Annotated in this window: 21 protein-coding genes, 3 tRNA genes and 1 pseudogene; 7 read left to right on the top strand and 18 right to left on the bottom strand. The window is 67.7% G+C overall.

Features of this window, described 5'->3' with window-relative positions; translation table 11 throughout:
* From B3E43_RS04055 to B3E43_RS03995, 13 genes and pseudogenes are all read right to left on the bottom strand, one after another.
* Positions 1–211 (bottom strand): annotated as a pseudogene (locus B3E43_RS04055) (energy transducer TonB); the annotation flags it as partial.
* A 14-nt stretch (positions 212–225) separates the two neighbouring features.
* Positions 226–741, bottom strand: coding sequence for a biopolymer transporter ExbD (locus tag B3E43_RS04050; protein WP_292026846.1), 516 nt, complete (start codon positions 739–741; stop codon positions 226–228).
* 78 nt (positions 742–819) lie between these two features.
* The gene (locus B3E43_RS04045) at positions 820–1,266 is read right to left on the bottom strand and encodes a biopolymer transporter ExbD (protein ID WP_292026844.1); all 447 of its coding nucleotides are present in this window, start codon (positions 1,264–1,266) and stop codon (positions 820–822) included.
* Positions 1,267–1,271: 5 nt separating this feature from the next.
* Positions 1,272–2,171, bottom strand: coding sequence for a tonB-system energizer ExbB (gene exbB / locus B3E43_RS04040; protein WP_292026842.1), 900 nt, complete (start codon positions 2,169–2,171; stop codon positions 1,272–1,274).
* Between the two features lie 381 nt (positions 2,172–2,552).
* Positions 2,553–2,628 (bottom strand) — tRNA-Phe (locus B3E43_RS04035).
* A gap of 63 nt (positions 2,629–2,691) precedes the next feature.
* Entirely contained in the window at positions 2,692–2,856 is a 165-nt protein-coding gene (locus tag B3E43_RS04030; RefSeq protein WP_292026841.1) for a DNA gyrase inhibitor YacG, read from the bottom strand.
* Positions 2,857–2,858: 2 nt separating this feature from the next.
* On the bottom strand, positions 2,859–3,890 hold the full coding sequence (locus B3E43_RS04025; RefSeq protein WP_292026840.1) for a ribonuclease E/G: 1,032 nt from the start codon (positions 3,888–3,890) through the stop codon (positions 2,859–2,861).
* On the bottom strand, positions 3,887–4,462 hold the full coding sequence (locus B3E43_RS04020) for a Maf family protein (RefSeq protein ID WP_292026839.1): 576 nt from the start codon (positions 4,460–4,462) through the stop codon (positions 3,887–3,889). Before B3E43_RS04020 ends, B3E43_RS04025 begins: the two co-directional genes overlap by 4 nt.
* Before the next feature lie 13 nt (positions 4,463–4,475).
* Positions 4,476–4,697, bottom strand: coding sequence for a translation initiation factor IF-1 (gene infA, locus B3E43_RS04015; RefSeq protein WP_013269122.1), 222 nt, complete (start codon positions 4,695–4,697; stop codon positions 4,476–4,478).
* A 228-nt stretch (positions 4,698–4,925) separates the two neighbouring features.
* Positions 4,926–5,390: a UPF0262 family protein gene (locus B3E43_RS04010; protein WP_292026837.1), complete on the bottom strand. Its 465-nt coding sequence runs from the start codon at positions 5,388–5,390 to the stop codon at positions 4,926–4,928.
* A complete protein-coding gene (locus tag B3E43_RS04005; RefSeq protein ID WP_292026835.1) occupies positions 5,387–5,866 on the bottom strand; it encodes a DUF2948 family protein in 480 nt (159 codons plus the stop codon). The genes B3E43_RS04010 and B3E43_RS04005 overlap by 4 nt, the downstream gene beginning before the upstream one ends.
* Positions 5,856–7,145: a UDP-N-acetylglucosamine 1-carboxyvinyltransferase gene (gene murA, locus B3E43_RS04000; RefSeq protein ID WP_292026833.1), complete on the bottom strand. Its 1,290-nt coding sequence runs from the start codon at positions 7,143–7,145 to the stop codon at positions 5,856–5,858. Before murA ends, B3E43_RS04005 begins: the two co-directional genes overlap by 11 nt.
* A 99-nt stretch (positions 7,146–7,244) precedes the next feature.
* On the bottom strand, positions 7,245–7,427 hold the full coding sequence (locus B3E43_RS03995; protein ID WP_292026830.1) for a hypothetical protein: 183 nt from the start codon (positions 7,425–7,427) through the stop codon (positions 7,245–7,247).
* Positions 7,428–7,527: 100 nt separating this feature from the next.
* On the opposite strand from B3E43_RS03995, the gene B3E43_RS03990 reads away from it, so the two are divergent.
* A tRNA-Thr gene (locus B3E43_RS03990) sits at positions 7,528–7,602 on the top strand.
* Positions 7,603–7,675: 73 nt separating this feature from the next.
* On the opposite strand, the gene B3E43_RS03985 is transcribed toward B3E43_RS03990, so the two are convergent.
* From B3E43_RS03985 to B3E43_RS03975, 3 genes are all read right to left on the bottom strand, one after another.
* Positions 7,676–8,233, bottom strand: a complete 558-nt coding sequence (locus B3E43_RS03985; protein ID WP_292026828.1) for a hypothetical protein — start codon at positions 8,231–8,233, stop codon at positions 7,676–7,678.
* A gap of 62 nt (positions 8,234–8,295) precedes the next feature.
* Positions 8,296–8,787: a peptide-methionine (R)-S-oxide reductase MsrB gene (gene msrB, locus B3E43_RS03980; protein WP_292026827.1), complete on the bottom strand. Its 492-nt coding sequence runs from the start codon at positions 8,785–8,787 to the stop codon at positions 8,296–8,298.
* 350 nt (positions 8,788–9,137) lie between these two features.
* Positions 9,138–10,628: a hypothetical protein gene (locus tag B3E43_RS03975; RefSeq protein WP_292026825.1), complete on the bottom strand. Its 1,491-nt coding sequence runs from the start codon at positions 10,626–10,628 to the stop codon at positions 9,138–9,140.
* A gap of 220 nt (positions 10,629–10,848) precedes the next feature.
* Between B3E43_RS03975 and B3E43_RS03970 the strand changes: the two genes are divergently transcribed.
* Positions 10,849–12,846, top strand: coding sequence for an acetyl-CoA carboxylase biotin carboxylase subunit (locus B3E43_RS03970; protein ID WP_292026824.1), 1,998 nt, complete (start codon positions 10,849–10,851; stop codon positions 12,844–12,846).
* A gap of 3 nt (positions 12,847–12,849) precedes the next feature.
* Here B3E43_RS03970 and B3E43_RS03965 read toward each other — a convergent pair whose 3' ends face one another.
* Positions 12,850–13,113, bottom strand: coding sequence for a hypothetical protein (locus B3E43_RS03965; protein ID WP_292026822.1), 264 nt, complete (start codon positions 13,111–13,113; stop codon positions 12,850–12,852).
* A gap of 127 nt (positions 13,114–13,240) precedes the next feature.
* Positions 13,241–13,957 (bottom strand): lipoyl(octanoyl) transferase LipB, encoded by a 717-nt coding sequence (gene lipB, locus B3E43_RS03960; protein ID WP_292026820.1) that lies wholly within the window; start codon positions 13,955–13,957, stop codon positions 13,241–13,243.
* An 87-nt stretch (positions 13,958–14,044) separates the two neighbouring features.
* Here lipB and B3E43_RS03955 point away from each other — a divergent pair, with 87 nt between their 5' ends.
* The 5 genes from B3E43_RS03955 (at position 14,045) to B3E43_RS03935 (ending at position 18,636) form a co-directional block, all read left to right on the top strand.
* The gene (locus B3E43_RS03955; protein WP_284223621.1) at positions 14,045–14,296 is read left to right on the top strand and encodes a FliM/FliN family flagellar motor switch protein; all 252 of its coding nucleotides are present in this window, start codon (positions 14,045–14,047) and stop codon (positions 14,294–14,296) included.
* A gap of 163 nt (positions 14,297–14,459) precedes the next feature.
* A tRNA-Leu gene (locus tag B3E43_RS03950) sits at positions 14,460–14,546 on the top strand.
* A gap of 68 nt (positions 14,547–14,614) precedes the next feature.
* On the top strand, positions 14,615–16,018 hold the full coding sequence (gene mgtE / locus B3E43_RS03945; RefSeq protein ID WP_414631336.1) for a magnesium transporter: 1,404 nt from the start codon (positions 14,615–14,617) through the stop codon (positions 16,016–16,018).
* A gap of 64 nt (positions 16,019–16,082) precedes the next feature.
* A complete protein-coding gene (locus tag B3E43_RS03940; protein ID WP_292026813.1) occupies positions 16,083–17,435 on the top strand; it encodes a glycoside hydrolase family protein in 1,353 nt (450 codons plus the stop codon).
* Between the two features lie 37 nt (positions 17,436–17,472).
* On the top strand, positions 17,473–18,636 hold the full coding sequence (locus B3E43_RS03935) for an isovaleryl-CoA dehydrogenase (RefSeq protein ID WP_292026811.1): 1,164 nt from the start codon (positions 17,473–17,475) through the stop codon (positions 18,634–18,636).
* Positions 18,637–18,704 lie beyond the last annotated feature (68 nt).

Below are 18,704 nucleotides of genomic sequence, written 5' to 3'. Positions count from 1 at the left end.
GGATGGGCTCGATCAGCTCAACGTCCACCGACTCATCGGTGTAGTTGATCTCCTTCAACTTGAACTGGGCGTTGATGAAGTAGAAGGCGAGGATCGCGAAACCCAGGCTGACGACAAGAATGCTGATAAGCAGCACACCAGGAGGCACCCCGAACAGACCCTTGGGCTTCGGCGCATCATACCTGGAACGGTGATATTCGATGTCTGTCATGATCTCACCGTTCCCTACTGACGATCCGTGTCTTCACCCACCAGGGCAACGCTGTAGAAGCCGTTGTCCTGGAGCGAGTTCATGACCTGCATGAAATCGCCGTACCGAACGCTCTTGTCGGCCCGGATGAAGATTCGCTCGTCGGCTGGGTTCCGACGGCCGATCTGCGCCTGCAGCTCTGAACCGATCTGGTCCAGGCCGAGGGCGTAGTCGCCAAGGTAAGCCTGCCCGTCGCCCGTGATCGAAATATAGATCGGTTTGGGCGGGTTCGGAGCGAGTGGAGCGACGGCGCGCGGCAATGTCACATCAACGGAGGGGGCGGCAAGAGGGGCCGCCACCATGAAGATGATGAGCNNCGGAGGCGGCGGCGGCGGAGGCGGCGGCGGCGGCGGCGGCGGCTTGATCAACTGGGTGTCGATCTTCTCGTCCTCAAAGAGACGCTCCTTGATGGTGAAGCGCATCTTGTAGAGGTAGAGACCGAGCGCCAGGTGGACGCCGACGACCACGACCGCTGCGATCAGCAGCGCCATCGGGTTCATCCGGGTGGGCGGCGGATCGAACGGGTTGTGCACCCGGTGCGGCGCGTCGTTGTTCTGATCTGCCATGCGTCACCCGCCCGCCGCGTTGGTGTTGTCCTGGCCGATCAGAGCGACGCTGTAGAAGCCATTGTCCTGCAACGTATTCATAACCTGCATGAACTCACCGTAGCGGACTTCCTTGTCGGCCCGAATGAACAGGCGTTCCTTGGTCGGATCCCGCTGACCGACCTGCTTTTTCAGGTCGTCGCCCATGGTGGCCAGATCGGTGGGGAAGTCCCCGATGTAGAGGGCCCCGCCTTTCTGGATCGAAATGTAGATCGGTTTCGGCGGGTTCGGACGAGGCTTGGCCACCGCATCAGGCAGCTTCAGCTCGACCGAAACACTGGCTAGCGGCGCCGCCACCATGAAGATGATGAGCAGAACCAGCATGATGTCCACGAAGGGCGTGACATTGATCTCGCTGTTCTGCTCAACTTGGTACTTGCCGCCGCCGCCGCCTGAAAGTTTGGCGGCCATCGAGCTTACGCTCCCTTGTCGAGGTTACGCGAGATGGCGTTGGTCAGTTCGGCCGAGAAGCCGTCCGAACGGGTGCCGTACGCCGAGATGCGGGTGTTGAAGTAGTTGTAGAAGATAACCGCCGGGATAGCGGCGAACAGGCCGATACCGGTGGCCAGCAGCGCCTCAGCGATACCGGGGGCGACGACGGCCAGGTTGGTCGTGTTGGTGTTCGCGATGCCGATGAAGGAGTTCATGATCCCGTAAACGGTGCCGAACAGACCGATGAACGGTGCGGTCGAACCCGTCGAGGCGAGGAACTGCTGGCCGCCCGAGAGGCGTTTGGCCAGGCCGGCCTGAACGGCGGCAACGGCCGCCTGGGCGCGCATCAGGGCCGAGTCGGCATGATCGCCGGTGACCGAGAGACCCGCTTGACGCGACAGTTCGATTTCGTCGGTCGCCGCGGCGGCCATGTCGGCCAGCGGGTTGCCGTCGAACTCGTCCGAGGTCGCCACACGACGCATGTCAGCGATCGTGCGGGTCTGACGGAAGGATTCGAGGAACTGGTCGGTGCGGCGGTTGAGGGCGCCGAACTCGAACATCTTGATGAGCAGGATCACCCACGAGAAGATCGAGGCGAGCAGCAGGCCGATCATAACGACCTTAACGACGATGTCCGAATCCATGAACATCTTGGCGGGGGTCAGCTTGCCGTGGCCGGCGTCAGCCGCCGGTTCGGCTTCCGCGGCCGGAGCCGCTTCGGTGGCGGGAGCGGCCGTGGTCGCGGCGGCGTCAGCCGCCGGAGCAGCGGCTGCGGCGGCCGGATCGGCGGCGGGAGCATCCTGCGCGAGAACCGGCGTGCCGACCATAAGGACGCCAGCGGCGGCCATGGCCAGGAGGATGTTGGTCTTCTTGATATCGAACATAGTTCGCCAGTTCCTGCTGTTTGGTCTGACTGTGGAACCCAAAAGAAACGGCCGCAGACGACGACCGCCCTCGATGAAATTCTAGTCCGCCGATGCGAGGGGAAATCCCCCGATCCTTGGAACGCCTTGTGACGCCTCCGGTTGCCTGATGGCTTCCGGCGCGGCGCCGATGATCTCGGGGAAACCGTTTTCCCCGCCCCCATCGACTGCCCGCAAAGGAACGCGGTCAAGCTCCTTTGGCGAACGCATACCAGAGCGTCAAGTGCGGGACGGTGCTTTTCCCCTCGCAAGGGAGCCAGCACAGCCCAAGCAGAAGATTTAGCCGGAAAACGACATTTTGATGAAAGGACCGCGTCGTTTTCCCCGGTCGGGAAAAGGCGATGGTGCCTGGGGGCGGATTCGAACCACCGACACGCGGATTTTCAATCCGCTGCTCTACCAACTGAGCTACCCAGGCGCACACGTCGCGACGCGAGGCGGCGTCTATAGGCGAGCGGTCCGGGGGTGTCCAGCCGTCTGATCAGTCTTCGTCACGCTCATCCAGCGGGAGTTCGTCGACGTCCTCGGGAATGACGTAGCCGCCGGTGAACCAGCGTTGCAGATCGACGTCGGCGCAGCGCTTTGAACAGAACGGCTTGTAGGCTTCGACCGCCGGCTGACGGCGACAGATGGGGCAGGTCGCCATGGTCAGCCCTCTTCCCGGATAAAGGCGCCCGGCCCGATCGCCGGATCGCCGATCAGATGGGCTCTCGGCCCCAGTCGCGCCACCCACGGCGCGGCGAGCGCCGCCTCGTCCGGAGCGCAACGCACAGTGATCCGCGGGATCGTGGTGTCGGACAGCAGGCTGTGACGCAGGCTCCGCACCGCATCCTGCGCGCGTTGCTCCGGCCTGCGTCGCCGGTCGTGGCCGTTCAGAACTTCTTCGAGCGGGGTCAGCCGCCACGGCAGGGCCAGCTGCAGCACGCCGAACCGGTTGACCGGCCCGAACACCACGTCCGGATCAACGCCGAACGCCTCTTTCGCCGCCGCCATGACCACATCGCCGTCCTGACCCGTCCCGATCAGGTCGATGGCCACCAGTCCGCCCCAGCGTTTCAGCCTGATCATCCGCGCCGCCGCCTGCACGCCCTGCCGATTCGCGCGCGTCCGTGCGCTCGCCCCGAAGGACACGCCCTGCGCCGGCGACAGATCCAGATCGACGGCGACAAGGGCCCGGGTGCGCTGGACCATCATGTCCAGCCCCGTGTCTTCGAAGAATTCGCCGGGCCAGCCCGCTTCTTCCTCGGCGTCCCAGCTGGCCTGAATTGCGGCCAGCCCCGTGACGGGCTCCACGCCGGGCGCCAGCCGGCGAAGGGTCTCGGCTACCGTCGGGCCGGGCGCGAGCAGGCGTGGCGCGCTCTCCCCTGCCCCGATCAGGCGCAGGGTCGGCCCCTTACCCTCGCGCGGCTCGGCCGACACCTGGACCTCGACCTTCTGACCGACAGCCAGCCGGTCCTGCCCGCGGAACGGAAGAAAGCCGTGAATGATCGGCCCCAGATCGACGAAGGCGCCCTTCAGGCCCGGGTGGACCTCGACGATTCGGCCGACGCAGCGCGCGCCGAGCCGGTGCTCGGCCACATCGTCCTCACGCTGGATCAGCAGATGTTCGAACCGGCCGTCCCGCGCGACCATGCCCCGGACCTCGCCGGGCGTGTCGTCGAGAAAGGCCTCGAGGCTCACGGCCGCCAGCCCGCGCCGTTCAGCAGATTGACCGTTTCGAACAGCGGCAGGCCCATGACCGCCGGATAGCTGCCGACCAAACGGGTGACAAAGGCCCCGGCCCGGCCCTGGATGCCGTAACCGCCGGCCTTGCCGCGCCATTCGCCCGAGGCGACATAGGCGGCGATCTCGGCGTCGGACAGCACCTTGAAACTGACCCGGGTGTCGATGACCCGGTGCATCGTCCGCACGCCTGCGGTCACCGCCACGCCTGTGAAGACCCGATGGTTGCGGCCCGAAAGCAGCTTCAGGAACCGGACGGCCTCGGCCTCGTCGGCGGGCTTTTCCAGCAGCCGGCGGCCCACGGCGACCACGGTATCGGCGGCCAGCACGACCGCGTCCGGCGCTCCGGCCGCCACGGCCTCGGCCTTGGACACGGCCAGACGAGCGGCCAGACGCGACGGCGTCTCGTCCTTCAGCGGGGTTTCGTCGATGTCGGCGGGTTCAACCCGGTCGGGCGTGATCCCGACCAGCGCCAGCAATTCGATGCGGCGCGGGCTGGCCGAGGCCAGCACCAGTTCCGGACGGCTCATTGCGAGCCCGTCCTTACTTGAAGCGATAGGTGATGCGGCCCTTGGTCAGGTCGTAGGGCGTCATCTCGACCAGGACCTTGTCGCCGGCCAGCACGCGGATGCGGTTCTTGCGCATCTTGCCGGCGGTGTGGGCGATGATCTCGTGGTCGTTGCCCTCGAGCAGCACGCGGAACGTCGCATTCGGCAGCAGTTCGCTGACGACGCCGGGAAACTCGAGCAGTTCTTCCTTAGCCATGCGGCCTCTCGCGCCCTGTGAATACGAGTCAGAACGCGCGCCGGGCGAAAGCGCGCGTCGTTAAGGAGCGGGCGTATGCCTGAAAACGGCGGGTTAGTCGAGGCGCCGCCCGCTGCGCGGGCTTCCAGGGATTAGGGATTAGGGATGAGGGAATAGGGAACAGGTCAGGCCAACTGTCGACGCCGCGTCGATGCGCCTTCCTCATCCCTCATCCCTAATCCCTGCCTCCTATCCCCGCCGGTACAAAGCCGTCACCAGCGTAAACAGCCGCCGCGCCGTCTCGTGATCGATCCCGATCTTGCCGTCCAGCCGCGCCTTCAGCACCTCGGCGCCTTCGTTGTGCAGGCCCCGCCGGCCCATGTCGACGGCCTCGATCTGGGAAGGCGAGGTGCCGCGCAGGGCCTCGTAATAGCTGTCGCAGATGGCGATATAGTCCTTCACCACCTTGTTCAGCGGCGTCAGCGACAGGCCATGCACCCGGTGGAACTCCGGCCCGGTGATGTCGAAGGCCAGCCGGCCGTCCACCATCGCCAGCTTCAGCGCATAGGGCCCGCTCGCCGCCCCGGCCGGCTCAAAGCTGTTCTTCTCCAGCAGGTCGAAGATGGCGACGCGCCGCTCATGTTCGATCTCGGCGGTCGCGGACTGAAGCGTTGCGGCGTCCAGGTCGATCGAGGTCAGCCGGTGTTCGCTCACGTCGGATCCGCCTCTTCCGACTGATGGGTCGGCGCCAGTTTCGCCGGCCACCGCTCCGACAAGTCGGTCAGGACGGCGTCGAGACATTCCACATCGATCCGCAGGTCACCGCCGCCGGCGAACATCAGGATGACCCGCCCGCCCGGCGCCTCATCCGGCGCAAACTCCATGGCCAGCAGTTCAAGCGCGCTCTCGGGCAGGCGCGGTAGGCGGCGGCTCTTGACCGCAATGACGTCGCCGAACTGCATCGCCGCCATCACACGGGTGCCGCCGCATTCCCAGCAGAAGCGGCTGAGCTTCAGCGTCACCCGCCGCGCTGAAGGCTCCCAGACGATGTCCACCGGCCGCAGGATGGCATCCTGCAAGGCGGCGGAGATGATGTGCAGGTCGTCGGCGTCCTCGGCCAGCAGGCGCAGCGGCTCGACCGGCGCGCGCGCCCCCCCGTCCGCCTCGACCTCGCCGGCCTCAGTGCTCATTCGCCTCGTCCTTGACCCGCCGGATCTCAGCCCCGCAGGCGCTCAGCTTCTCTTCCAGCCGCTCGAAGCCGCGATCGAGGTGGTAGACGCGCCCGACCGTCGTCTCGCCCTGGGCCGCCATGCCGGCGATGACCAGGCTGACCGAGGCCCGCAAGTCGGTGGCCATGACCTGGGCGCCGTGCAGCATGGGCACGCCCCGCACCACCGCTTCGCCCGCATGCACCGAGATGTCTGCCCCCAGCCGCGCCAGCTCGGGCGCGTGCATGAAACGGTTCTCGAAAATGTTCTCGTGGATGACGCTGTCGCCGTCGGCGGTGGTCATCAGGGCCATGAACTGGGCCTGCAGGTCCGTCGCAAAGCCCGGATAGACCTCGGTCGCCACATTGACCGCCTTCAGCCGCACCGCCGGATCGCGCTTCACGATCACCCCGTCCGACGTCGGCGCCACTTCGACCCCGGCCTCGATCATCTTCTCGCTGAGGGCCGTCATCAGTTCCGGCCGGGTCTTCGTCAGCCGCACCTCGCCCCCGGTCATGGCCGCGGCCACGGCATAGGAGCCCATCTCGATCCGGTCGGGAATCACCGACCAGTTCGCCCCGCCCAGGGACGAAACGCCGGTGATGGTCAGCACATCGGTGTCGATCCCCTCGATCCGCGCGCCCATGGCGGTCAGGCAGCGCGCCAGATCGCCGATCTCCGGCTCGCGCGCGGCCTTGCGCAGCACCGTCGTCCCGTCCGCCAGCACGGCCGCCAGCAGGGCATGCTCGGTCGCCCCGACCGAGACGAACGGAAACTCGATCTCGGCCCCCTTCAGCCCGTTCGGCGTGCGGGCGATGACATAGCCCTCGTCCAGCTCGATCTCGGCCCCCATGGCCGTCAGGGCCTGCAGGTGCAGGTCGACCGGCCGCGCGCCGATGGTGCAGCCGCCGGGCAGGGACACCTTGGCCTCCCCGGTGCGCGCCAGCAGCGGCCCCAGCACATTGAACGAGGCCCGCATCTGGCGGACCAGATCATAGGGCGCGAAGGTCGAGGTCAGGGCGGCGGCGTGAAACAGCGTCTCCTGCCCGTCGGCGCCGTCGCGCTCCGACACCTGGACCCCCAGCGCCTCAAGCAGGCGGCCAAGGAACTTCGTATCGGCCAGACGCGGCATATTGGTCAGCAGCAACGGCTGATCGGTCAGGATCGAGGCGGCCATCAACTTGAGGGCGGAGTTCTTGGCGCCGCTGATCGGAATCACTCCGTTCAGACGGGCGCCGCCGGTGATGGCGATGCTGTCCATGTCGTCTCTTGCGACCCCGAGCAGGGCGCAGGGGGGATCGGCTATCTAGCGCGGACGACCACTCGAGCGAAAGGCCGACATCCGTCCGCTCGATGACATTCAGTTGCTCGGCTTTGCAGGCTTCCCGGACCGCGCGGCCGCCCTGCGCCGTTTCAGATTGTCCCGCAGGGCCGTGGCCAGCCGCTGGGCCCGCGCCGTCGCGGGTGTTTTCGCCGGCGCCAGCGGGTCCGGCAGGCTCGCCGGCAGGTCGGGGCGGGGCGCGGCGGTCTCGGACTCATCCATGGGCCGATCATGACCCGCTGCAGAACTTTTCCGCAAGCATCGGAAATCGGGGCTTCCCCCTTTGTCCCCGGTTGGCTATAGGGCCGCTTCCTCAGATCAGGCCGCCGTAGCTCAGTGGTAGAGCGCATCCTTGGTAAGGCTGAGGTCGTGGGTTCGATTCCCCCCGGCGGCACCACTCTGAAGACAGAAAAGGCGGAGCTCCTGCGAGCTCCGCCTTTTTCCGTTTCGACCGTCCCCCGCCACTGCGCTCAGTCGTCAGCCCGGTTCGGCTGGATCAGCGGAAAGCGCCGCGGCGGGCCGCCCGGGCGCATCAGGCGCGATTCGTACTCCGCGGCGGCGCCTTCAGGCTGATAGCCGGGGAAGGCATAGCCGCTGTCGTCGAAGTATGGATTGTCGTAGCCGGAGCCATACCGCCCATAGGGATAGCCGTTCTCGACCTGTCGGTAGCTGAGATCCAGCCGGCCATGCTCGCCGACCGGCAGCGACACCGCCGCGCCATAGTCGCGATAGCCGCCGGTGCCGACCGTGACGCTGAACTCCCCATGCATCTTGCGATGGTCCGCCGGCGCGTTCGCGGCCTCGGCCCAGGGCTTGTCGGCGGTGGAGCGGGCGGCGATCCAGCGGTCGATCTGTTCGTCCGTGGTCAGGCCGTGCGGCACGGCGTCCTGGGTCGCGCCTTCGGTCGAGGCGACGACGGGCTGGGCGACGGCGTTGAGATCGACGGTGGTGGCGGGGGCGGTGGCGACGACCCCGTCAGGATCGGACGCCAGCAGCGCGGCCGTCAGGATCAGTGCGAAAACGGCCATGCGACGGACTCCACGCGAAACAACACCCTAGCCTCAAATGAGGCCAAGGTCAGGCCGGACGGTCAGGCCGTCCCGTCGCCCCGTCCCAGCGGGTCGGGCAGCCGCCCGCCCTCGGGCACGAAACTCAGAGCCACCGAGTTGATGCAGTAGCGCAGGCCGCCCGGCCCCGGCCCGTCCGGGAACACATGGCCCTGATGGCTGTCGCAGCGGGCACAGCGGGTCTCGGTGCGGGTCATGCCGTACGACCGGTCGGTGATTGCCTTCACATGCGCCGGATCGACCGGCTCGGTAAAGCTGGGCCAGCCTGTGCCGCTCTCGAACTTGGTCCCCGTCCGGAAAAGCGGCAGGCCGCATTCCCGACAGCAGAACACCCCGGCCCGTTTCTCGCCCAGCAGGGTTCCGCAGAACGGCGCCTCCGTGCCGTGGGCGAGCAGGACGCGCTTCTCCTCCGCAGACAGGTCCGCCTCCAGAGCCACGCGCTGGCTGTCGCTGGGCGGGGTCAGGTCATAGCCGGACGGGGAACGCAGGGTGGTGGCGGTGTGGGGGTCAGTCATGGCCTTGAGTTAGGCGCCGCCCCTGCCCCGCGCAAATTGCATCGTTGCCCGCGAGCCGGGTCCCCTTGTCATCCCGGACGCCGCAGAGCGGCGATCCGGGACGGTTGAAGGTCTTCTTAGCGACCTCCCGGAAATCGCGAAGCGATTATCCGGGAGACAGGCGGCAGCCGCACCAAGGCCTGACCTGTCCCCCGGACAGCTGACGCTTCCGGGGGGGCGAACCTTGGGGCACTCGCCCGTCCCGGCTCTCCGCTTCGCTTCGGCCGGGATGACAAGGGCCCTCCCCCGGAATCGAAAAGGCCGGCCGGGATGTCCCGGCCGGCCCTTCCTGTCTTTCGAACCTGTCCTGCTTACTGGAACAGCGTCCCGACCCACGCGCGGACGGCCGTCTCATCGACCGGGTTGCCGGTGTAGGTCAGGCCCGCCGCCGGGGTGTAGGGCTGGTTGTTGGCGCGGGGACGCGAGGTCCAGGCCTTGTGGCCGTAGCTGAGGTCCGAATAGTTCGACGGCAGGCGCAGCAGAGTCGGCTCGACGAAGATCGAGTCGGTGGCCGTGGTCGAACCGGCGATGCGCACGTTCGGCAGTCTGGACAGCAGGTCCAGGGTGTCGAGGCAGCCGCCCGAGCATCCGGCGTCGACCAGGACGATCACCGGCCCCTGCACCGGGTTGGCGGCGCCGGTGTCGGCCACGGCCGGGCGGCCGGCGAGGGTGAAGGTCGCACGACCGGCGGCGATTGCGGCGTCAAAGGCGGCCACGATCTCGCGGGTCTGCTCGATCACGAACATGGATTCCTGGACGAAATAGGGATCGGCCTCCATGCGGCCGAGCGCCGCCGCGTACCAGTCGCGGTTGCCCTGGGTGGCGCGGTAGGTGATGTCGCCGGCGGCGGGCTGGCGGCTGACGGTGAACTCCGGCGTCCAGATGCGGTTGGCCAGGCCATAGCCCCGCGCGGTCGAGGAGTTCTCGCCCGACCCCGAGGCCGCGCGCAGGTCCAGAACAAAGCCGGCCGGTCCGCGCAGGGTCGCGGCCTGGGCCTCGACAGCGGCGTTGAAGGCGGGCCAGCCGGCGCTGTCGGAGAAGGAGTGGACATGCAGCCACGGCCGGCCGTTGACCGTCTCGACCGCCAGCGGCGTCGCCGGGGGCATGTAGACGGTGGCGCGGTAGGCGGCCTCAAGGTCGCCGGCCACGACCGGGATCGGGCGAATCTGGATGTCGCGCGGACGGCCGCGGCCCGACTGGAAGCTGCACTGCGACGGCACGCCGGCGGTGAAGGGATTGTTGCGGTTCCAGAACAGATAGGGGGCCGAGGTGACGCGGCCGGCCTCGGTGTCCAGATTGCCTTCCCAACGGTCCAGCTTGCCGCGGGCGAACTCCTCGATCGGCACCACATTGCAGGAGGTGACCACGTCGCCGACCCGCGGCGCGCCGCGGGTGCCCGGCTTCACATAGGTCACCACATAGCGTCCGTCGCGCCAGCCGGTGGCGAAGCCCGGCCAGCTGGTGCCGAAATAGGGGCCCATGTTGTCGAAGGTCGGGCTGACCTGGATGTTCGAATCGCGGAAGCCGCCCGCGTAGTAGCGCATCAGATAGGCGTGGCTGTGGGCGCTGTTCACCCGCGAGGACAGGTCAAGCGACTCCCGCAGGCCGGTGTCGAGCCAGCCCCGGAAGATCTGGCTGGCCGCGCCCGGAACCGCCGGCGCAGGATGGTTGGCGGCCAGTTCGTCATGCGACCGCTGGAGATCCTGTCTGGCCAGGGCCCGGAAGTCCTGGGCGAAGGCGGAGCCCGCGCTGACGACGAGGGACAGGGCGGCAGCGGCGACGAACGTAAGCGGTCGGGACATCAGGTCAGGCTCCAGGCCAGTAAGCGGGACAGGGACGGATCAAGATTGAAAGAGTGGTGATGAACGGAACTGGAAGGGGTTAAACCCCATCGGAACCGCCCTTGCCAACCCCATACCCGGCTCAGGTGAACGCCCCCTCCGGTTTACTCACGCGGGAACGCGGCCTAATCGGGGCGGTCCCTTCACGCCGCGATCACGTTCGCTTCAGATTCAAAGACGCATGTTCTCCAAAATCCTGATCGCCAACCGCGGCGAAATCGCCGTCCGCATCATCAAGACCTGCCGCCGCATGGGCATTAAAACCGTGCAGGTCTATTCCGAGGCCGACGCCGGTTCGCTGGCGGTCGAGATGGCCGACGAGGCCGTGCTGATCGGCCCGGCGCCCGCGGCCCAGTCCTATCTGCTGGCCGACAGCATCGTCGAAGCGGTGCGGCAAACGGGCGCGGAAGCCGTCCACCCAGGCTTCGGCTTCCTGTCCGAGAACGCCGGCTTCGCCCGCCGCCTGCGCGACGAGGGCATCGCCTTCATCGGCCCGAATCCCGAGGCCATCGACGCCATGGGCGACAAGATCAGCTCCAAGAAACTGGCCGCCGAGGCCGGCGTCTCCACCGTCCCCGGCCACATGGGCCTGATCGAGACGACCGAGGAAGCCGTCCGCATCGCCAACCAGATCGGCTATCCGATCATGATCAAGGCCTCGGCCGGCGGCGGCGGCAAGGGCATCCGCGTCGCCCACTCCGACGCCGACATGGCCGAGGGCTTCGCCGCCGTGAAGGCCGAGGCGCAAAACGCCTTCGGTGACGACCGCGTCTTCCTCGAGAAATTCATCATCGACCCGCGCCACATCGAGATCCAGGTGATGGGCGACAAGCACGGCAACGTCGTCCATCTGTTCGAGCGCGAATGCTCGATCCAGCGGCGGAACCAGAAGGTCATCGAGGAGGCCCCCTCCCCCCTCCTGGACCCCGAGACCCGCGCCGCCATGGGCGCCCAGGCCGTCGCCCTCGCCAGGGCCGTGAACTACGACAGCGCCGGCACGGTCGAGTTCGTCGCCGGCCAGGATAAATCCTTTTTCTTCCTCGAGATGAACACCCGTCTTCAGGTGGAACATCCGGTCACCGAACTGATCACCGGCGTTGATCTGGTCGAACAGATGATCCGCTCGGCCTGGGGCGAAACCCTCGCCTTCGAACAGAAGGACCTCGCCATCAACGGCTGGGCCATCGAGAGCCGCATCTACGCCGAGGACCCCTACCGCGGCTTCCTCCCCTCCATCGGCCGCCTGGTCCGCTACGAACAGCCGGAAGAGGGCGACCAGGGCGACTATACGGTTCGCAACGATTCCGGCGTCCGCGAGGGCGACGAGATCTCCATGTTCTACGACCCCATGATCGCCAAGCTCTGCGCCTGGGGCCCGACCCGCGACGCCGCCGTCGACGGCATGGCCCGCGCGCTCGAGGACACCCACATCCACGGCGTCGGCCACAACATCCCCTTCCTCGCCGCCGTGATGGACCAGCCGCGCTTCCGCTCGGGGAACATCTCGACCAGCTATATCAAGGACGAATTCCCCGACGGCTTCCACGGCCTCGCCCCGGACCGGCGCCAGACCGACATCCTGATCGCCGCCGCCGCCGCCATGAACGAGATCGCCGCCGAGGCCTCCGGCGACCCGTCCGGCCGCACCGACTGGATCGTGCTCATCGCCAAGGGACCGGAAGCGGGGGAGGCCCACGGCGTCTCACTGTCCTATGACGACGACGAGGCCCTGACCCTCGACCTCGCCGGCGAGGACCGCGCACTGCAGCTCAGCGACATCGACTGGCGCCCCGGCCTGGCCCAGTTCCGCGCCGTGCTGGACGGCGTCCCCTTCACCGCCGAGGTCAGCCGTGTCGCCGACGGCTTCAGCATCCGCACCCGCGCCGCGCGCGCCCGCGTCCGCGTGCTCAGTCCCACCGTCGCCGCCCTCTATGCCCGCCTGCCCGAGAAGGTCGCCGCCGACACGAGCAAGCTGATCGTCTCCCCCATGCCGGGCCTCGTCGTCGCCACCCCCGTCACTGTAGGCCAGGAGGTCAAGACCGGCGAGACCGTCGCCATCATCGAAGCCATGAAGATGCAGAACATCCTCAAGGCCGAACGCGACGGCGTCGTGAAGGCCGTCAGCGCCGCCGCCGGCGATCCCGTCGCGGCGGATGATGTGCTGGTGGAATTCGAATAGGGCTCAGTCCCGCCGCGTGAACCGCATCCCGCGCAGCAGCGGGTCGCTGTAGCTGAAGCCCGTCACGTCGCCGTCCGCATTCCGGTGGAACCGGGCGATCATCGAACCCCGCCGGAACACGTCGGGCGCTGACGCCGCCAGCTCTAGCCGTCCGAGCGATCCCCGCCCGAACCGCACAGCCACGCCCCCGTCGGCAGCCATGACCTCGGCGGAGGCGGCCGACTCCCCGGCGTAACATCCGGCATAGACGTGCAAGGCAGGCGGCATGGCGGCGTCCCGGTCAGCGGAGCCTGCACCCTGACCGGCGAACGTGTGAGCGGCATGAGCGAAACCTGAGCATTCGCTGAAAGCGATGGAAGCGGAGCCGCCTGTGGCGCCATCCGGGCGCCCGCGATCATGCCGGCGGCGGGCCGACCACGGTCTCTCCGAACACCCGCCGGAAACTCATCCTCAGCGCCTCATCCGCCTCATCCATCGTCGCCGGGACACCCAGATCGACCAGGCTGGTCACCCCATGCTCTGCGATCCCGCACGGCACGATGCCGCTGAAATGGTCCAGCTGCGGCTCAACGTTCAGGCTGATCCCATGGAAGCTGACCCACTTCCTCACCTTCACCCCGATGGCGGCGATCTTGTCCTCGCGGCTCCAGTCCGGCCCCTTGCGCTCGACCCAGACCCCGACCCGACCCTCGCGCACATCGGCCGGCACGCCGAACGCGCCCAGCGCCCCGATGATCCACTGCTCCAGGCCGCGCACGAAGGTCCGCACATCCTTGCCGCGCGCGTTCAGGTCCAGCATCACATAGGCCACCCGCTGGCCCGGGCCGTGATAGGTGAACTGCCCGCCCCGCCCGCTGCGGTGAACCGGGAAACGGGCCGCGTCCAGCAGGTCGCCGTCCTTCGACGAGACGCCCGCCGTGTAGAGCGGTGGATGCTCCAGCAGCCAGACCAGCTCGCCCGCCTCGCCCGCCGCGATCGCCGCCGCCCGCGCCTCCATGGCCGCGACCGCCGCCTCATAGTCCACATAGCCTTCGGAGACCGCCCATTCGACCGGGCGTCCATCGGCGCGGACCAGTTTGGATATGGTTTCGCTTAAGGCTTGGGAAAGCATGACGCCTCCAATGTGGGGGTCGGGAGCGCCATGCAAGTCCAGACCGCCCACGAACCCGTCTCCTCAGCGTCAGCGTCAGAGTGCCCAGTGAGTCAGATCGAAGCCGTCGATATCGAAATTTCGGTCGTTCTGGGACGTTCTGTCCTGCCGATGAGTCAGCTTCTGCGGATGGGCCGCGGGGCCGTGATCCCGCTCGACGCCTCCGAACATGACGAGGTCTGGATTCTCGCCAACAACCACCCGGTCGCCCGCGGCGAGATCGAAATCCGCGACGACCGCATCGCCATCACGGTGACGCGCGCAGCGGACGTGTATGACTTCATGGCCGGAGCGGCCTGAGGGTGATTGGTGGTTAGAGGTTAGTGATTGCTGTGCCGGATACCGGTGGTTCCGCGCAGCGCCCAAGCGCTGAAGCAGCAGCCACTAAACACTAATTACTAACCACTCAGACAACCTCTTCCCTTCCGCCCCGACCTCCGCTATCAGCCCCCCTCCGATGCGAGCGGTCGTGGCGGAATTGGTAGACGCGCAGCGTTGAGGTCGCTGTTCCCTAACCGGAGTGGAAGTTCGAGTCTTCTCGACCGCACCATCTGATTTGACAGGGCGAAACATCGGCGAACAGCTGATCTGAAAACAGGGGGGCCAAGCGTGAGCAAGATCGCAGACGCCCCCCTGCCCGTCGCCTCCCAGGTTGAAACCGAGCACGTCGCCCTCGACGAGGACTATGTCCTCACGGCGAATTTCGTCGAGAAGGTCGTTGACGCCTCCGACTCCGGCGACGGGCTGAAGCTCCGCTCGCTGCTGGAAGACCTGCACCCCGCCGACGTCGCCGACCTGATGGGCTTCCTCACCGCCGAGCACCGTGCGGTCGTCGTTCTCTGGATGCCGCCCGACCTGCTGGCAGAAACCCTGCCGGAGCTGGACGACAACATCCGCGAGGAGGTGCTCGAGCGCGTCCCGCACCTGACCCTCGCCGAGGCGCTGCAGGAGCTGGACTCCGACGACGCCGCCCTGGTGGTCGAGGACCTCGAGGACGACCAGCGCGAGAAGGTGCTGGCGGCCATGCCCGAGGTCGACCGCGCCGCGATCGAGAACTCGCTGCGCTACGACGAGGATTCCGCCGGCCGCCTGATGCAGCGCGAGGTCATGGCCGCGCCGTCGTTCTGGAACGTCGGCGACACCATCGACCACATCCGCAAGCAGGGCGAAGACCTGCCCGAGCTGTTCTTCGACATCTACATCGTCGATCCGCACAACAAGCCCGTCGGCGGCCTGCCGGTCAGCGGCCTTCTGCGCGCGGCGCGCACCATCGCCCTCGTCGACATCATGGAGCCGATCAATGCGATCGCCGTCGATCAGGACCAGGAAGAAGTCGCCTACATCTTCGAGAAATACCACCTGATCTCGGCCCCCGTCGTCGACGCCGCGGGCAGGCTGGTCGGTCAGATCACCGTCGATGACATCGTCAACATCATCCAGGAAGAGAACCGCGAGGACATCCTGCGCCTCGCCGGCGTCTCGGATGAGGACCGCGGCTCGTCGGTGTCCGAGATCGTGCGCGGCCGCGTGCCCTGGCTGGCGATCAACCTGGCGACCGCGGTTCTCAGCGCCGTCGTGATCTCGTGGTTCGAGGCCACCATCGCGCAGATCGTGGCGCTGGTGATCCTGCTCCCCATCGTTTCGGCCATCGGCGGCAACGCCGGCACCCAGGCCCTCACGGTGACCGTGCGCGCGCTCGCCACCCGGGAGCTCAACAGTTCCAACGCTCCACGCACCTTCCGCCGGGAGTTCGCCGTCGGACTGGCCAACGGCCTGGTCCTGGCGCCCCTGATCGGCGTCGCGGCGGGCCTGTGGTTCCGCGACTGGCAGATCGGCGCCGTCATCGCCGCGGCCATGGTGCTCAACCTGCTCGTCGCCGCGACGGTGGGTATGCTGACCCCCCTGACCCTGTCGCGGCTGAAGTTCGACCCGGCCGTGTCCTCGGCCGTTTTCGTGACCGCCACGACAGACTTCTTCGGCTTTTTGATCTTCCTCGGTCTCGCCACCATCGTCCTGTTGTAGAACGGCGCGTCCCTTGCTGGCTCTCTCTTCGGGCGAGCGCGCCCGTCTCGATTTGGGTCAATCCGTGTCCGAAACGCCCACACCCCGTCTGAAGGTCTCCCGCGAGGGGATGGTTCTCATCAAGAGTTTTGAGGGCTTCCGTCCGCGCGCCGTTCAGGAAGAGGATGGCCGCTGGGTCATCGGCTACGGCCACACCGCCTCCGCCCGCGAGGGTCTGACCGTCGCCGAGGCCGACGCCGAACTGCTGCTCCAGTACGATCTCATGCCCGTGGTCAAGGCGCTGAACGAGCAGGTGCACGGCTCGCTGAACCAGCACCAGTTCGACGCCCTGGCCAGTTTCGCCGTCTCCGTCGGCGTCGACCGCTTCCTCGCCTCCGACGTCCTGCAAAGGGTCAATGAGGGCCATGCCGGCCAGGCCGCCGACGCCCTGATCGGCTGGCCCGAGGATGCCTCCGCCGATGCCCGCCTGCGCCGCCGCGCCGCCGAGCGCGCCCTATTCGTCGCCGACCCCGCCTCGCCGGTCACCCTGGCCGAACTGCTCGCCGCGCCCCTTCCGCCGCCGCCGGTCGCGGCGGCCCCTGAACCCGAAGCGCCCGCGACCGACGCACGCGCCGCCGCCGTCGCCACCCTGTTGGGCGAAACGTCCGAGACTGCGGAAGCCCCCCGCCCCGTGGCATCGGAAGCGCCCGAGCCCGAGCCCGCCTGGGCCCCCGAGGCCCCCGCATTCGAACCTCCGGCCTTCCAGCCGGCCGATGCGGTGACGCGGGTCAATCTGGATCGCTATTCCCCCTACGCCGCCGCCATCATCGGCCCCTTGCCGGGCTTCGCCCAGGCAGAGCCCGCCGAGGTGCCCGTCGTGACGCCGGTCTTCACTGCCGAGCCGGAGCCTGCGCTGCCCGCCGTCGAGCCTCAGCCTGAGCCTGAGACAACGCCCGAGCCGGAGCCGGAGCCCGCCCCGGCAGAACCCGAGATCCCCGTCACCCCGCTGGTGTCCGCCGCGCCGCTCCCGTCGCCTTTCCCGGCGATGGATCCCGAACTGGTCCTGACCCCCGCCACCGAGGCCGATTTCGTCGAGGCCGAGCGCCCGGTCTGGCCGTCGGACCAGCGCGCCCCGGCGCCCGCGACTGAGGAAACCGTCCTGTTCGAGGACGAGCCGACCCTGTCCGTGCTGCGTCACGAGGTCGAACCCGCCGGCCCGCGCCGCTTCGACTGGAGCGAGACCGGCGCCTTCCTGATCATGGGCGGCGTAGGCCTCGCCGCCTGCGGGGCCTCGGCCGCCGCTTTCCGCCTCGCGGTCGAACAGCCGTCGCCCATGGGCGAGACCACGGTCATCGCCTGGGCCCTGGCCCTGATCGGCATCATCTGCGTCGGGGTGTCGTCGTGGAACCTGTATGTGCGGTGGGGCAAGTCGGACTGACTTTCCGGCGGCGGCGCGCGGTGCTAACCCCGGCCCCATGAGCATTCCCAACGCCCCCCAATCGATGGAATTCGGCCTCGGCGAAAACGCCGACATGATCCGCGAGACCACCGCCCGCTGGGCGACCGACCGTCTGGCGCCCCTGGCTGCCGAGATCGACGAAACCAACGCCTTCAAACGCGAGCTCTGGCCCGAGATGGGCGAGCTGGGCCTGCACGGCATCACCGTCGAGGAGGAATACGGCGGCCTCGGCCTCGGCTATCTCGAACACGTCGTGGCCATGGAGGAGGTCTCCCGCGCCTCGGCCTCGATCGGCCTGGCCTACGGGGCCCATTCCAATCTGTGCGTCAACCAGATCCGCCGCTGGGGCACCGAAGACCAGAAGCAGAAATACCTGCCCAAACTGATCTCCGGCGAATACGTCGGCTCCCTGGCCATGTCCGAGGCCGGCTCGGGGTCCGACGTCATGTCGATGCGCACCCAGGCCGTGAAGAAGGGCGACCGCTACGTCCTGAACGGCACGAAATTCTGGATCACCAACGCCCCGCACGCCGAGACCCTGGTGGTCTATGCCCGTACCGGCGAAGGCAACGGCGGCGTCACCGCCTTCCTGATCGAGAAGGGGATGAAGGGCTTCAGCGTCTCGAAGAAGCTCGACAAGATGGGCATGCGCGGCTCGGACACCGCCGAACTGGTGTTCGAGGACTGCGAAGTCCCGGAAGAGAACGTCATGGGTCCCGTCGGCGGCGGCGCCGGCGTGCTGATGAGCGGGCTCGACTATGAGCGCGCCGTGCTGTCGGCCGGTCCGCTGGGCATCATGCAGGCGGCGCTGGACGTGGTCCTGCCCTACGTCCGCGAGCGCAAACAGTTCGGCAAGCCGATCGGCTCCTTCCAGCTGATGCAGGCCAAGGTCGCCGACATGTACGTCGCCCTCAACAGCGCCCGCGCCTATGTCTATGCCGTCGCCCGCGCCTGCGACCAGGGCAAGACCACCCGCTACGACGCCGCCGGCGCCATCCTGCTGGCGTCCGAGAATGCGGTGAAGGTCAGCCTCGAGGCCGTCCAGGCCCTCGGCGGCGCCGGCTATACGAAGGAGTGGCCGGTCGAACGGCTGGTCCGCGACGCCAAGCTGTACGACATCGGGGCCGGGACCAACGAGATCCGCCGCTTCCTGATCGGGCGGGAGTTGCTGGGGAGCTAGCAACCCGCCCAGGGATTGACGATTGTTAAGTGGCGCCCGCCTATCTAGCGGCCTAGATCGAGACACCC

The organism is Brevundimonas sp. UBA2416 (assembly GCF_002343105.1).
Taxonomy (GTDB): Bacteria; Pseudomonadota; Alphaproteobacteria; order Caulobacterales; family Caulobacteraceae; genus Brevundimonas.
This window is presented reverse-complemented; position numbering and strand designations above follow the sequence as displayed.